General features: G+C 71.9%; 14 protein-coding genes. 12 read left to right on the forward strand and 2 right to left on the reverse strand.

The genetic code is table 11. The features are described 5' to 3' along the window. Positions 1-87: 87 nt before the first annotated feature. From ACIRF9_RS08215 to ACIRF9_RS08265, 11 genes are all read left to right on the forward strand, one after another. Complete coding sequence (locus tag ACIRF9_RS08215; RefSeq protein WP_403818188.1) at positions 88-819, forward strand: SDR family oxidoreductase; 732 nt, start codon at positions 88-90, stop codon at positions 817-819. After that, positions 816-2,300, forward strand: a complete 1,485-nt coding sequence (locus ACIRF9_RS08220; protein ID WP_403818190.1) for an aldehyde dehydrogenase family protein — start codon at positions 816-818, stop codon at positions 2,298-2,300. The genes ACIRF9_RS08215 and ACIRF9_RS08220 overlap by 4 nt, the downstream gene beginning before the upstream one ends. Then, a complete protein-coding gene (locus ACIRF9_RS08225) occupies positions 2,297-3,502 on the forward strand; it encodes a CaiB/BaiF CoA transferase family protein (RefSeq protein ID WP_403818192.1) in 1,206 nt (401 codons plus the stop codon). The genes ACIRF9_RS08220 and ACIRF9_RS08225 overlap by 4 nt, the downstream gene beginning before the upstream one ends. Before the next feature lie 55 nt (positions 3,503-3,557). Next, complete coding sequence (locus ACIRF9_RS08230) at positions 3,558-4,943, forward strand: ABC transporter substrate-binding protein (RefSeq protein ID WP_403818194.1); 1,386 nt, start codon at positions 3,558-3,560, stop codon at positions 4,941-4,943. Positions 4,944-4,977: 34 nt separating this feature from the next. Then, positions 4,978-5,169: a ferredoxin gene (locus ACIRF9_RS08235; RefSeq protein ID WP_403818196.1), complete on the forward strand. Its 192-nt coding sequence runs from the start codon at positions 4,978-4,980 to the stop codon at positions 5,167-5,169. Between the two features lie 15 nt (positions 5,170-5,184). Beyond that, positions 5,185-6,540, forward strand: coding sequence for a cytochrome P450 (locus ACIRF9_RS08240; protein ID WP_403818198.1), 1,356 nt, complete (start codon positions 5,185-5,187; stop codon positions 6,538-6,540). Then, the gene (locus ACIRF9_RS08245; RefSeq protein ID WP_403818200.1) at positions 6,537-8,345 is read left to right on the forward strand and encodes a thiolase C-terminal domain-containing protein; all 1,809 of its coding nucleotides are present in this window, start codon (positions 6,537-6,539) and stop codon (positions 8,343-8,345) included. Before ACIRF9_RS08240 ends, ACIRF9_RS08245 begins: the two co-directional genes overlap by 4 nt. Further along, positions 8,342-9,253 carry an alpha/beta hydrolase gene (locus ACIRF9_RS08250; RefSeq protein WP_403818202.1) on the forward strand — a complete coding sequence of 304 codons (912 nt, stop codon included), beginning with the start codon at positions 8,342-8,344 and terminating at the stop codon, positions 9,251-9,253. The genes ACIRF9_RS08245 and ACIRF9_RS08250 overlap by 4 nt, the downstream gene beginning before the upstream one ends. Continuing rightward, on the forward strand, positions 9,250-9,750 hold the full coding sequence (locus tag ACIRF9_RS08255; RefSeq protein WP_403818204.1) for a DoxX family protein: 501 nt from the start codon (positions 9,250-9,252) through the stop codon (positions 9,748-9,750). The genes ACIRF9_RS08250 and ACIRF9_RS08255 overlap by 4 nt, the downstream gene beginning before the upstream one ends. Positions 9,751-9,754: 4 nt before the next feature. After that, positions 9,755-10,552 carry an NAD(P)-dependent oxidoreductase gene (locus ACIRF9_RS08260; protein ID WP_403818206.1) on the forward strand — a complete coding sequence of 266 codons (798 nt, stop codon included), beginning with the start codon at positions 9,755-9,757 and terminating at the stop codon, positions 10,550-10,552. A gap of 64 nt (positions 10,553-10,616) precedes the next feature. Continuing rightward, positions 10,617-11,198 carry a TetR/AcrR family transcriptional regulator gene (locus ACIRF9_RS08265; protein ID WP_403818208.1) on the forward strand — a complete coding sequence of 194 codons (582 nt, stop codon included), beginning with the start codon at positions 10,617-10,619 and terminating at the stop codon, positions 11,196-11,198. Here the strand turns inward: ACIRF9_RS08265 and ACIRF9_RS08270 are convergent. Beyond that, positions 11,126-12,022, reverse strand: coding sequence for an NAD(P)-dependent oxidoreductase (locus ACIRF9_RS08270; RefSeq protein ID WP_403818210.1), 897 nt, complete (start codon positions 12,020-12,022; stop codon positions 11,126-11,128). The two genes, ACIRF9_RS08265 and ACIRF9_RS08270, sit on opposite strands and share 73 nt — an antisense overlap. Further along, positions 12,019-12,399 (reverse strand): carboxymuconolactone decarboxylase family protein, encoded by a 381-nt coding sequence (locus ACIRF9_RS08275; RefSeq protein ID WP_403818212.1) that lies wholly within the window; start codon positions 12,397-12,399, stop codon positions 12,019-12,021. Before ACIRF9_RS08275 ends, ACIRF9_RS08270 begins: the two co-directional genes overlap by 4 nt. A 195-nt stretch (positions 12,400-12,594) precedes the next feature. Between ACIRF9_RS08275 and ACIRF9_RS08280 the strand changes: the two genes are divergently transcribed. After that, positions 12,595-13,872, forward strand: coding sequence for an aromatic ring-hydroxylating dioxygenase subunit alpha (locus ACIRF9_RS08280; protein WP_403818214.1), 1,278 nt, complete (start codon positions 12,595-12,597; stop codon positions 13,870-13,872). Positions 13,873-13,902: the final 30 nt, after the last annotated feature.

Consider the following 13,902-nt stretch of genomic DNA (forward strand, 5'->3'; position numbering starts at 1 on the left):
CGGATTCTTGATTCGCTCAAATAGAGAATGTAGTTTCCGGTCATCGGGGGTCCGGACAGCCGAGGTCGACCCAACTAGGAGGCTGGGATGCGGTTCAAGGACAAGGTGGCGATCGTCACCGGGGCCGGACAGGGCATCGGGGAGGGCTACGCCAAGGCACTGGCGGCCGAGGGGGCGAAGGTCGTCGTCGCCGAGCTGAACGAGGAGCAGGGGCAGCGGGTCGCCAAGGAGATCGGCGACGCCCTCTTCGTACGGACCGACGTCGCCGACCCGGCCTCGGCGCGGGAACTCGCCGACACCGTGGTCGCCGAACTCGGGCGCATCGACTACCTGGTCAACAACGCCGCGATCTTCCACGGCATGCGCCGCGAGGGCATCGTCACCGTCGACTACGACTACCTCGACCGCTTCCTCAAGGTGAACCTCCTGGGCGCCCTGCACGTCACCCGCGCCGTCCTGCCGCACCTGAAGGAGGGCGCCGCGATCGTGAACCAGTCGTCCACCGCCGCCTACCAGCCCACCGGGTTCTACGGACTCGCCAAGGCCGGCATCAACCACCTCACGGTCTCCCTCGCCGCCGAACTCGGCGGGCGCGGCATCCGCGTCAACGCGATCGCGCCGGGGCCGACGGACACCGAGGCGACCCGCAGCATCGTCCCCGAGGAGTACCGCGGGGCCATGGTCCAGCAGCTCGCCCTCAAGCGCCTGGGCACCCCCGCCGACCAGGCCGGTGCCGTGCTCTTCCTGCTGTCCGACGACGCGAGCTGGCTCACCGGCCAGATCCTCGCCGTGGACGGCGGACAGGTGGTGCGACTGTGAGCGCCCCGGCCCAAAAGCCCTCCCTGATCGTCAAGTCCCAGCTGATCGACGGCAAACTGACCGCCGCCGAGACCACCTTCCCCTCGCACAACCCCGCCACGGGTGAGCTTCTCGGCCACGCCCCCGACGCCACCGAGGCCGACGCCGAGACGGCCGTCGCCGCCGCCCGCCGCGCCTTCGACACCACCGACTGGTCCACGAACAAGGAGCTGCGGCTGCGCTGTCTGCGCCAGCTGCACCGGGCCCTCGACGAACACCGCGAGGAACTGCGCGCGTTGACCATCGCCGAGGTCGGCGCCCCGCTCCAGCTCACCCACGGCCCCCAGCTCGACGAGCCGATCGGCATCGTGAAGTTCTACGCGGATCTGCTGCAGACGTACGAGTTCGGAGAGGACCTGGGCGAGATCGAGTCGCGCGGCCGGCGCCACCACCGCTGGGTGGAGAAGGAGGCCGCCGGGGTCGTCGCCGCGATCCTGCCGTACAACTACCCCAACCAGCTCGCCCTCGCCAAGCTCGCCCCCGCGCTCGCGGCCGGCTGCACCGTCGTCCTGAAGGGCGCCCCGCAGAACCCGCTCATCACCCTCGCGCTCGGTGAACTCGTCGCGGAGCACACCGACATACCGCCGGGCGTGGTGAACGTCCTCAGCTCCTCGCGCGCCGAGGTCGGCGAACTCCTCACCACCCACCCCGACGTGGACGCCGTGACCTTCACCGGCTCGACCCCCGTCGGCCGGAAGATCATGGCGGCCGCCGCGGACACCGTGAAGCGGGTCTTCCTCGAACTCGGCGGCAAGTCCGCGATGATCGTCTTCGAGGACGCGGACTTCGTGAAGTCGGCCATGTTCGCCGCGTTCACCATCTGCTCCCACTCCGGCCAGGGCTGCGCGCTCACCTCCCGCCTCCTCGTGCCGCGCGCCCACCACGACGAGATCGTGCGACTCGTGGCCGCCGGCCTGGAACGGGTGAAGGTCGGCGATCCCACCGACCCGAGGACCACCATGGGGCCGCTCATCAGCGAGCAGCAGCGCGACAAGGTCGACGGCATGGTCCGCCGGGCCGTCGCCGACGGCGCGACCCTCGTGCGCGGCGGCCGCCCCGTCGACCCGGGCTGGTTCTACGAGCCGACCCTCCTCGCGAACGTCGACCCCGACAGCGAGATCGCCCAGGAGGAGGTCTTCGGACCGGTCCTCGCGGTGATCCCCTTCGACGACGAGGAGGACGCCGTCCGCATCGCCAACAACTCCACGTACGGCCTGTCGGGCGCCGTGCACAGTGCCGACGAGGAGCGCGCGATCCGCGTCGCCCGCCGTATCCGCACCGGCACCTTCTCCATCAACGGCGGCAACTACTTCGCTCCCGACGTCCCGTTCGGCGGCTACAAGCAGTCCGGGGTCGGCCGGGAGAGCGGACGGGCGGGATTCGAGGAGTTCCTGGAGGAGAAGTCGTTCGCCCGGGTGGTCGTACCCCAGGACCGGGCATGAGGCCGCTGGAGGGGATCCGGGTCCTCGAGGTCGCCATGTACGGCTTCGTGCCGTCCGCCGGCGCCGTGCTCGCCGACTGGGGCGCCGACGTCGTCAAGGTCGAGCACGCCGTCACCGGCGACCCGCAGCGCGGACTGCGCCAGACCGGCACCTTCAAGGTGGAGGGCGACCCCAACCCGAACGTCGCCCACGCCAACCGGGGCAAGCGCTCCATCGGCCTCGACATGGCGACCGAGGACGGCCGCGAGGTGCTGTACGAGCTGGCCAGGGGCGCCGACGTCTTCCTCACCAGCTTCATGCCCGCCTCCCGCGCCCGCCTCGGCATCGACGTCGACGACATCCGCGCGGTGAACCCGCGGATCGTCTACGCCCGGGGCAGCGCCCTCGGCCCGCGCGGACCGGAGTCCGACAAGGGCGGCTACGACATGACCGCCTTCTGGTCCCGCGCCGGAACCGCCCGCTCCATCACCCCGCCCGGCACGCGGGGCCTGGTCAGCCCACCCGGCCCCGCCTACGGCGACACGATCTCCGGCACCAACCTGGCGGGCGGCATCGCGGCCGCCCTGCTGCGCCGCGAGCGCACCGGCGAGGCCCCGGTGGTCGACGTCTCGCTGCTCGGCAGCGGGCTGTGGGCGCTCGGCCACTCCATCGGGCTGTCCCTGCACCTCGACCGCGCCTGGGAGGGCGTGACCCCGAGCGCCCACGGCTCGCCGACGAACCCCCTCTCCGGCCTCTACCGCACCGCCGACGACCGGTACCTCTCCTTCGTCATGCTCCAGCCCGCGAGGTTCTGGGCGAACGTCTGCCACTGCCTGGGCCGCCCCGACCTCGCCGACGACCCCCGGTTCGCCACGGCCGAGTCCATCGCCGTCCACACCGACGACGCGGTGAAGATCCTTCGCGAGGTGATCGCCGGCCGCACCCTCGCCGAGTGGTCGCAGGACCTCGCGGCCCTGGACGGCCCCTGGGCGCCCGTCCAGGACACCCTCCAGGCCGCCGCCGACGCGCAGGTGCGCGCCAACGGCTACATCGGACAGGCCGGCGAGCTCGAACTCGTCGCCAGCCCCGTCCAGTTCGACGTCGAGGACACCCGCCTCGGCCCCGCACCCGAGTTCGCCGCGCAGACGGAGGAGATCCTCTCCGAGCTCGGCTACGACTGGGACCGCATCCTCGCGCTGAAGGCGAGTGGCGCGGTCACCTGAAACCCGCAGTTCCCCTCGCCCGGACGACGACGTCCGGGCTCCCCGAGGAGGCACCTTGCGCAGGCTGCTGATCGGCTCGGTCACCGTGCTCGCGGTGCTGCTGGCCGGCTGTTCCACCAGATCCGACGACGACCCGAACACCGACGCCGCACAGAAGGCGACGCCCGCCGCGGGCGCGTCCACCGCCTCCGCGGACTTCGGCACCCTGAAGAACGTCTGCGGCCCCGGCACCGCCACGTCCTCGTCCGTCCAGGGCGTCACCGACAAGAGCATCCAGGTCGGCGTCATGTCGGACATCGGCTACACCAAGAACTCCGAGTTCCCCGACGCCGCGACAGTGTTCACCTCCTGGTGCAACGACGCCGGCGGCATCAACGGGCGGAAGATCGTCCCCGTCACCCGCGACAGCAGGCTCATGCAGGTCCGCCAAGCCGTCCTGGAGGCCTGCAAGTCCGACTTCGCGCTGGTCGGCGGCGGCTCCGCGCTGGACGCCCTCGGGGTGCGGGACCGGCTGAAGTGTCTGCTGCCCGCGTTCCCCGCCCAGTCCAGCCAGATCGGCGCCATCGGCTCCGACCTCCAGGTCCTGTCCGGCGGCGCGGCCCCCGGCTACTTCCAGTACGCCGGCTACTACACCTGGCTGCTGAAGGACAAGTACCCCGACTCCGCGCGGAAGGTCGGCATCATCTCCGGCGACGCCCCCGTCACCAAGGTGATGTCCGCCCAGTTCGAGGAGGCCGTCGCAGGCCTCGGCGGAAAGGTCTCCTACAGCGATCTCTACCCGGCGGCCGGCGTCTCCGACTGGACCCCCTACGCCCAGTCCATCAAGAGCAAGGGCGTCAAAGGACTCGTCTTCCTGGGCGACTTCGCGAGCCTCGCCAAACTGGAGCAGGCCCTCACCAACATCGGCTACACGCCCGACTGGATCGACGCCAACAGCAACGCCTACGGCCCCGCCTTCCTCCAACTCGCGGGCACGGCCCTGGCCAAGCAGCACAACTACGCCGAACTCTTCGCCACCGCACCGCTGGAGAGCGCCGCGGAGAACCCGGCCACCCAGCAGGTCGTCGACCTGTTCAAGAAGTACGCGCCCGGCAAGCAGGTCACCTATCCCGTCCTGCGCGCCTTCTCCGCCTGGCTGCTGTTCGCCACCTCCGCGAAGGACTGCGCCGAACTCACCCGTACCTGCGTGTACGACAACGCGATCAAGCAGACCGCCTGGACCGGCGGCGGGCTGCAGGCCCCGGTCGACCTGAGCAGGGCGGACGTCCCTCCGAAGTGCTACACGATCGTCGAGGCCACGGCGAAGGGCTGGCAGCTCGCCGACTTCGAGCCGACCACCGGCGTCTACCGCTGCGACGCCCCCGCCTACAAGTACAAGGCCGACTACGGCAAGCCGGTCACCCTCGCGGACGTCGGCAAGTCCCTGTCCGACCTCACCTGATGTCCGACCCCTCCTGAAAGGGAGTTGAGCCACCGTGAAGGTACGCGTCGACCCCGAGCGCTGCCAGGGCCACACCCTGTGCTTCATGCGCGCCCCGGAGGTCTTCGAGCTGAGCGAGATCGACGGGCACTCCACGCCGGTCACCGACGAGGTGCCCGAGGACCAACAGGACGCGGTGGTCGAGGCCGTCCGCTCCTGCCCCGAGCGCGCCATCGGCGTGTTCTGAGAGGAGGCACCCCAGATGACCGAGGACGACGACGCCCGCAAACACCCCCGCGTCCACTTCGACCGGCACGCCCCCGAGTACCGCGACGGGTTCGAGGAGCAGACCCGCGCCTTCCACTCCGGCTGCCCGCTCGCCTGGTCCGACACCTACGGAGGGCACTGGGTGGCCGCGGGCAACCGCGAGCTGCTCGCCTTCGCCCGTGAGCAGGACAAGCTCTCCAACGACCACGACGTGCACGGCGAACGCCGCGGCTACCAGGGCATCAACATCCCCGCCCCGAAGCGCGGCCGGGGCATCCGCGGCGGCTTCCTGGAGATGGACCCGCCCGAACAGCGCGCCTACCGCACCGTCCTCAACCCCTACCTCTCCCCGGCGGCGATCGCCCGCTGGATCCCCTTCATCGACGAGGTGGCCCGCGCCTGCCTCGACGAGCGGATCGAGTCCGGCCGGATCGACTTCGTCGACGACCTCGCCAACATCGTCCCCGCCGTCTTCACCCTCGCCATGATGGGCATCCCGCTGAAGAAGTGGGAGCTGTACAACGAGCCCGCGCACGCCGGTGTCTACACCCCGCCCGGCTCCCCGGACATGGCACGGGTGATCGAGGCGCACATGGCCATGATCAAGGACATCGGCGCCACGCTCCACGAGGTCCGCGCGCACCCGCGCCCCGGCCTCGCCGACGCCCTCGCCCGGATGGAGATCGACGGCGCGGCGCCGTCCGACGCGGACCTCGTCGGCGCGCTGGCCCTCCTCATCGGCGGCGGCTTCGACACCACCACCGCGCTCACCGCCCACGCCCTGGAATGGCTCTCCCAACACCCGGGCGAGCGGGCCCGGTTGAGCCGTGACCGGGCCGGCCTGCTCGACTCGGCGACCGAGGAGTTCCTGCGCTACTTCACCCCGGCGCCCGGGGACGGACGTACGGTCGCTCAGGACTGCGAGATCGCCGGCAAGGAGTTCAAGGAGGGCGACCGGCTCTGGCTGTCCTGGGCGATGGCCAACCGGGACCCGGCCGTCTTCCCCGACCCCGACCGGGTCGACCTCGCCCGCCCCGGCAACCGCCACACCGCCTTCGGCCTCGGCATCCACCGCTGCATCGGCTCCAACGTGGCCCGCACGGTCTTCAAACGGATGCTCCTCCAGGTCCTCGACCGGGTGCCGGACTTCGTGTGCGACCCCGAGGGCACCGTCCACTACGAGACCATCGGCGTCATCCAGGGCATGCGGCACCTCCCCGCCACTTTCACCCCGGGCCCCCGGCTCGGTCCCGGCCTGGAGGAGACCCTCCTCACGCTCCAACGGGTCTGCGACGAGCAGGGGTTGGCCGAGCCCGTCACCGTCCGCAAGACGGAGGCGAAGATCCGTTGACCGGCACCGGGGGAGTGGCCCGTCCGCAGCCGCAGGTCACCCAGGAGACCGAGTTCTTCTGGACCTCCGGCCGCGACGGGCGGCTCCGCTTCCAGTCCTGCACCGCCTGCGAGGGCATCGTCCACCCGCCGCAGCCGGTGTGCCGGCACTGCCGCTCCCACGACACCGCGATCCGCGAGGTCTCCGGCCGCGCCACCCTCGTCGGCTTCACCGTCAACCACCGCTTCCCGTTCCCCGGTCTCCCCACCCCCTTCGTCGTCGCCCAGGTGGCGATCGAGGAGGACCCGAGGGTCCGCCTGACGACGAACGTCGTCGACTGCGCCGCGGAGGACCTGCGGATCGGCCTGCGCATGGAGGCCGTCTTCGAGCGGACGGGCGAGACCTGGCTCCCGCTGTTCCGCCCCGCGCAGGACCGGCGGTCGTCGGCTCCGCTCCCCTCCGCCGGCCATGCGCCACGGGCGGCCGGCCGCCCGCCCTCCGGCGCCGATCACCGGCCGTCGGCGGCCGTCCGGCTGTCCTCCGGCGCCGACCACGCGTCTCCGGCCGCCCTCGGCCAAAGGCCCCCCGCCCCGCTCCCGCCCGACGACCCCCCTCCCGAGCGAATCCGCGCGTACATCCGGCCCCCCGTCAGCTCACACAGGTTCGAGGAGCGAGCCGTCATCAGCGGGGCCGGCGCCTCCCGCCTCGGCCGCCGCCTGATGGTCCCGGCCCTCGAACTCACCGTGGATGCCTGCGAGAAGGCCGTCGCCGACGCGGGCCTCACCCTCGACGACATCGACGGCCTGTCCACATACCCCGGCGGCGGGGCCTACGGCGGTTTCGCCGAAGGCGGTGTCACCGCCCTGGAGTCGGCGCTCGCCATCCGCCCCGTCTGGCACAACGGCGCCGGCGAGACCTTCGGCCCCGGCGGCTCCCTCGTCGCCGCGATGCTGGCCGTCGCCGGCGGCCTCGCCCGGCATGTGCTGTGCTTCCGTACGGTCTGGGAGGCGACGTACGCCGAACTGATCCGTCAGGGACGCATCCGTGCTCCCCAACCCCCGGGCCCCGAGGGCTGGTTCAAACCCTTCGGGGCGGTCTCTCCCGCGATCATGCTGGCGATGAACGCCCAGCGCCACATGCACCGCTACGGCAGCACCCGCGAGACCCTCGGCTGGATCGCCCTCAACCAGCGCGCGGGCGCCGCCCTCCACCCGGACGCGATCTACCGCGACCCGCTCACCATGGACGACTATCTGTCCGCGCGCACGATCACCACCCCCTTCGGCCTCTACGACTGCGACGTCCCGTGCGACGCGGCGACCGCCGTCGTGGTCTCGGCGGCGGACACCGTGCCCGACCTCCCGCGAGCCCCGGTACGGATCGAGGCCGTCGGCACCCAGATCGTCGAACGCCCCGAGTGGGACCAGGCCACCCTCACCCACGAACCCCAAGTGCTCGGCCAGGCCGCCCACTTGTGGACCCGCACCGACCTGCGCCCCGCTGACGTCGACGTGGCGCTGCTCTACGACGGCTTCACCTTCAACTGCCTGTCCTGGCTGGAGGCGCTCGGCTTCTGCGGCATCGGCGAGGCCCGCGACTTCCTGGACGGCGGCAAGAACATCGCCCGCGACGGGGTGATCCCGCTCAACCCGCACGGCGGCCAGCTCTCCCACGGCCGCACCCACGGCATGGGCCTGCTCCACGAGGCCGTGCTCCAGCTGCGCGGCGAGGCCGGCGCGCGGCAGGTGGCGGGCGCCCGGACCGCCGTGGTGTCCAGCGGCGGGCTCACCCCCGGCGGCGTACTCCTGCTCAGGACGGACGGATGACCTCACTCGGACCCGACCTCACCACCGCCGTGCACCGGCAGGTCGTCGACGTGCACGGCGTGCCCGCCTCGGCCCTCGTCGCCGAGGCGCCCCGCCCGCAGGCGGTGATCGTGGCCCTGCACGGCGGCGCCACCACCTCCGCCTACTTCGACCATCCCGGACACCCCCGGCTCTCCCTCCTGCGCACCGCGGTCGCGACCGGCTTCACGGTGATCGCCCTCGACCGTCCCGGCTACGGCAGCTCGGCCGGGCACGAGGAGCGCATGCGCACGCCCGAGCAGCGCACGGACTTCGCGTTCGCCGCCGTGACGGCGCTGCTGGAAGGCCGGGAGAGCGGGGTCGGGGTGTTCCTGTGGGCGCACTCGGCGGGCTGCGAACTCACCGTCCGCATGGCGAGCGACCCGCGCGGCGCCGACCTGCTCGGCGTGGAGCTGGCCGGCATGGGCCGTGTCCACCACCCGGCCGCCGTACGGGCGATGGAGGAGTGGCACCGCGACCCGACCCGTACCCGCCCCAACCTCCGCCGCGCCCTGTGGCACCCGCCGCACGCCTATCCGCCCGATGTGCACGGCGGTCGCGGCATCGGCGCCTCCTCACCCGCCTACGAGGGCCACCGGGATGGCTGGCAGGAGGAGTTCGCCCGGCTGGCGGCCCGGGTCCCGGTGCCGGTGCACCTCACCCTCGCCGAGCACGAGCGGGTGTGGCTGAACGGCCCCGACGGACTGGCCGACCTCGCCTCGATGTTCACCGGGGCCCCACGGGTGGTACGGCAAGAGCAGGCGGGCGCCGGCCACAACACCAGCGTCGGCCGCACCGCCCTCGCCTACCACCTGAGCGTCCTGTCGTTCGTCGAGGAGTGCGCGCTGGGGGTCCAGGCACTGCCCACGGAGAAGGGGAGTCCGGGATGAGCGGGACCACGGACACCGCGCTGCTGCTGGTGCGGGTCGTGCTCGGCGCGGTGATGGCCGCGCACGGCTGGAACCACTGGCGCGGCGGAGGGGGCATCACGGGCACCGCCGGCTGGTTCGGCGGCCTCGGTCTGACCCGCCCCCGTCTGCAGGCCTGGCTCAGCGTCCTCACCGAACTCGGCGCCGGAGTCCTGCTGTTGGCCGGACTCCTCACCTCCCTCGCCTGCGCCGCGGTGCTGTCCGTGATGCTGGTGGCCGGACTCCTCGCGCACCGCGGGAACGGCTTCTTCGTCTTCAAGGAGGGCTACGAGTACGTCCTCGTCCTGGGCGTCCTCGCGGTGGCGCTCGGTGTGTGGGGGCCGGGGGCGTACGCGGTGGACGAGGCCGCGGACATCGCGCTCACCGGCTGGGCGGGCGGCGGAGTGGTGCTCGGGGTGGGCGGGGTGGCGACGGCCGGACTGCTGGCCGTGTTCTGGCGTCCGCGGCGGAAGGAGTGAAGACGTGCGTGTCGGCTTCATCGGGCTGGGCAGCCAGGGGGCGCCCATGGCCCGCCGGATCGTGACGGCGGGCTTCGAGACCACCCTGTGGGCCAGACGGCCCGCCACCCTCGCCCCGTTCGAGGGCACCCCCGCGAGAACGGCGGGCTCGCCGGCCGAACTCGCCGCCGCCAGCGACCTGGTGTGCCTGTGCGTGGTGGACGACGGCGATGTGGAGCAGGTCGCCGAGCGGGTGCTCGCCGGGCTCCGCCCGGGCGGGATCATCGCCGTGCACTCCACCGTCCACCCCGACACCTGCCGCCGGCTCGCGGAGCGCGCCGGGGCGCGGGGGGTGGCCGTGCTGGACGCCCCGGTGAGCGGGGGCGGACGCGCGGCCGAAGAGGGCACGCTACTGGTCATGGTCGGCGGCGACCCCGAGGCGTACGCCGCCTGCCGGCCGGTGTTCGCCGCCCACGGCGACCCGGTGGCCCATCTCGGTCCCGTCGGCTCCGGACAGCTCGCCAAACTCCTCAACAACCTGCTCTTCACCGCCCAGTTGGGCCTCGCGGCCGACACCCTGGCGCTCGGCGGCCGACTGGGCCTGGACCGGGACGGCCTGGGCCGGATCCTCCCGCGCGGCAGCTCCGCGAGCTTCGCGCTGGAGCGGGTGGTCGACGCGGGCGGCACCCTCGACCGCATCGCCGCCCACGCGGGCGGGCTGCTCGCCAAGGACGTACGGCTGCTCACCGAGGCCGCGGGCACGGCCGGTGCGGGAGCGGCCCGGGACGCGGCCCGAGCCGCCCTCGCCGCGATGGGTCTGTGAGGAACATCCCGGAATCGGTACTGTGTGCGGGCACCCGTCCAACGGCGGAAAGGGGCGTTCCGTGGTGTCCGCACGGCGTGAGGAGATCCTCGAATCGGCGCTGGCAATACTGGCCGACCGAGGGTTCAAGGGCACTTCGATCGACGCCGTCGCCGAGCGCGCCGGGCTCACCCGGCAGGGCGTCCTGCACTACTTCCCCAGCAAGAAGCGGCTGCTCCTGGAGGTGCTGAACCTCCGCAACGAGCTCAACCGGGAGCATCTGGCCGACCGCAACGTGGGCGAGGACTGGGCCGGCGACTTCGCCGAGGCCGTCGCCTTCGAACAGGACCACCCCTCCCTCGCCCGGGTGCAGTGCGTGGTGCTGGCCGAGGCGGTGACCGGCCAGGAGCCCGCCCGCGGCTATGTCCGCGACCGCTGCCGCACCCTCCAGGACCACCTCGCCGGGCAGCTCGCCGCCCGGTACGGGGACCGGCTGCCCAGCGGCCTGGACACCCGCACCGGCGCCACCGCGCTGTTCGCCCTCGTGGAGGGCATCCACCAGTTGTGGCTGGCCGACCAGGACGGCGACGACCACTACCCCGAGGTCGTGCGCGAGGTGCTGTCGGTGCTGCTGGGGGACTCGGAAGCCCCCACGGTGAAGGGGTAGATGCGGGTGAAGTCCGCCCCCGGATCGGCCGCGGCGAACGCGCCCCACACCGTTTCCGTCACCTCGGCCACCGCCGACGCGCCGCCCAGCCCGGCGACCTCGCGCAGATACAGCCGGACGTCCTTCGCCATCAGCGTGTTGCTGAAACCGGAGGCGTAGCGCCCGGTCAGCACCTCGTCGGGGAACTTGTCGGCGGTGGCCCCGCTGCGGCCGCTGGAGGCGTCGAGGACCTCCAGCATGACCGCCGGGTCCAGCCCGGCGGACGTGCCGAACGCGACGGCCTCGCTGGTCGCGGCGAGCGCGGTGGCGGACAGGAAGTTGTTGGCGAGCTTCAGCGCCTGCGCCTGCCCCGGCCGCTCACCGACCCTGCGCCGGCGGTCGCTGAGCCCGGCGAGGACCGGCTCGACGTACGCGCAGTCCGCGTCCGTCCCCGCGTACATGACCATCAGGGTGCGCTTGCGGGCGCCCGCCGCCCCGCCCGAGACCGGCGCGTCCACGTACGCCGGTCCGATCGCGGCCAGCCGGCGGGCCGCCGACACGCCGACCGTGGAGGTGTCCACCACATGGGTGACCCGGCGGTCGCGGATCGCGGTGAGGTCCCGTACCACCTGCTCGCAGACCGTTCCGTCGGGCAGGCTCAGGACGACGACGTCCGTGCCGCGGGCGAGGTCGGCCGGACCCGGTGCCCAGCGGGCGCCCAGCGGAGTGCGGGCCGGCCCCGCGCAGTCGTACGCGAGCACCTCGAAGCCGGCCCGGACCAGGTTCGCCGCCAGCGCCCCGCCCATGTTGCCCAGACCCACGAAACCGACGACCGGCCCGCTCATACGGCCTCCCTCGCGGAGCGCACCTCGCGGATGACCGCGCGGGCCGCGTTCCCGGCGGGGGCGCCGCAGTACGCGGTGATCTGGTACAGCAGCTCGGTCACCTCGTCGTCGCTCACCCCCGCGTTCGCGGATGCCCGCAGATGGATGCGGAACTCGTCCATGCGGCCGGTGGCGGCCGTCATCGCCAGCACCAGCAGGCTGCGGTCGCGGAGGGTCAGGGGGCCGCCCCGGGCCCACACACCCCAGGCCATGGCGGTGAGGTAGTCCTGGTACTCCGCCGGTACCGGGTCCCCGGGCGGTGCCGTCCCGGTGCCGTCGTCGCCGATGACCTCGGCCCGGACCGCCCGCGCGGCCCGCTGCCCGTCGCCGTCGTACATCCGCCGTCTCCCTGCCTAGAAGTGTGCGCTGACGGTCTTGAGCTGTGCGTACTCGTGCAGGGCGGCCAGGCTCTTCTCCCGCCCGTGACGGGCCGGAGATGTCGAGAGCTGTCCTGACGATAAACGGAAACGCTATTCTCCTCAAGAGAGATCACTGTTATCTTGACGGGGTCAACCGACCGGAGGTTCCGTTCCATGGCGCACTTCCCGAAGCCCGCCGAGGGCAGCTGGACCGAGCACTTCGAGATCGACACCGAGCCGGTCTCCTACGCGGACTCGATCTCACCGGAGTTCTACGAGCGTGAACGCGACGCCGTCTTCCGCCGGACCTGGCTGAACGTCGGACGCGTCGAGCAACTGCCCCGCAAGGGCAGCTACTTCACCAAGGAGCTGGACGCGGCCCGCGCCTCCGTCGTCGTGGTGCGCGGCACGGACGGCGAGGTGCGCGCCTTCCACAACGTCTGCCGGCACCGGGGCAACAAGCTCGTCTGGGACGACTACCCCCGCGAGGAGACCAAGGGCACCTGCCGCGCCTTCACCTGCAAGTACCACGCCTGGCGCTACGACCTCGAAGGCGAACTCACCTTCGTCCAGCAGGAGTCGGAGTTCTTCGGCCTCGACAAGTCGCGGTACGGGTTGCTGCCCGTGCAGACGGAGATCTGGGAGGGGTTCGTCTTCGTCAACCTCGACCCGGACAACACCACGTCACTGCGCGACTACCTCGGCAGATTCGGCGCGGGCATCGAGGGCTACCCGTTCCACAAGCTCACCCAGGTGCACAAGTACCGCGCCGAGATCGGCAGCAACTGGAAGCTGTTCATCGACGCGTTCGCCGAGTTCTACCACGCGCCCATCCTGCACTCCGGCCAGTACGTCCCCGAAGAGGCCGCCAAGATCAAGAAGTACGGCTACGAGGCCCTGTCGTACGACATCGACGGCCCGCACAGCATGGTCTCCTCCTGGGGCGGCATCGCCCCGCCGAAGGAGCGGGCCATGGTCAAGCCGGTCGAACGGGCCCTGCGCAGCGGCCTGTTCGGCGCCTGGGACGCCCCCGACATCGGCCTGACCACCGAGGAACTGCCGCCCGCGGTCAACCCGACCCGCAGCAAGGTCTGGGGCATGGACTCCTTCGTCTTCTTCCCCAACTTCATGCTGCTGATCTGGCGGCCCAACTGGGTGCTGACCTACCACTACTGGCCGACCTCGTACAACACGCACATCTTCGAGGGCACCGCCTACTTCGTCCCGCCGCAGAACGCCTTCCAGCGCCTCCAGCAGGAGCTCGCGGTGGTGTCCTTCAAGGAGTACGGGCTGCAGGACGGCAACACCCTGGAGGCCACCCAGACCATGCTGGAGTCGCGCACCCTGGACAGCTTCCCGCTGTGCGACCAGGAGGTCCTGCTGCGCCATCTGCACACCACGGCACGCAAGTTCGTGGACGAGTACGCGAAGCAGCCGTCCGCCGCGTCCTGACGGCCGGCGAGCAGAGAGGGAGATCCCGGA

This window comes from Streptomyces sp. NPDC096132 (assembly GCF_044763345.1).
GTDB lineage: Bacteria > Actinomycetota > Actinomycetes > Streptomycetales > Streptomycetaceae > Streptomyces.

Bases quoted from the DNA above. Each gene is read 5' to 3' on its own strand.
- ACIRF9_RS08225 (WP_403818192.1), top strand. From the start codon at position 2,297: ATGAGGCCGCTGGAGGGGATCCGGGTCCTCGAGGTCGCCATGTACGGC.
- ACIRF9_RS08240 (WP_403818198.1), top strand. From the start codon at position 5,185: ATGACCGAGGACGACGACGCCCGCAAACACCCCCGCGTCCACTTCGAC.
- ACIRF9_RS08280 (WP_403818214.1), top strand. From the start codon at position 12,595: ATGGCGCACTTCCCGAAGCCCGCCGAGGGCAGCTGGACCGAGCACTTC.
- ACIRF9_RS08250 (WP_403818202.1), top strand. From the start codon at position 8,342: ATGACCTCACTCGGACCCGACCTCACCACCGCCGTGCACCGGCAGGTC.
- ACIRF9_RS08215 (WP_403818188.1), top strand. From the start codon at position 88: ATGCGGTTCAAGGACAAGGTGGCGATCGTCACCGGGGCCGGACAGGGC.
- ACIRF9_RS08270 (WP_403818210.1), bottom strand. From the start codon at position 12,022: ATGAGCGGGCCGGTCGTCGGTTTCGTGGGTCTGGGCAACATGGGCGGG.
- ACIRF9_RS08275 (WP_403818212.1), bottom strand. From the start codon at position 12,399: ATGTACGACGGCGACGGGCAGCGGGCCGCGCGGGCGGTCCGGGCCGAG.
- ACIRF9_RS08255 (WP_403818204.1), top strand. From the start codon at position 9,250: ATGAGCGGGACCACGGACACCGCGCTGCTGCTGGTGCGGGTCGTGCTC.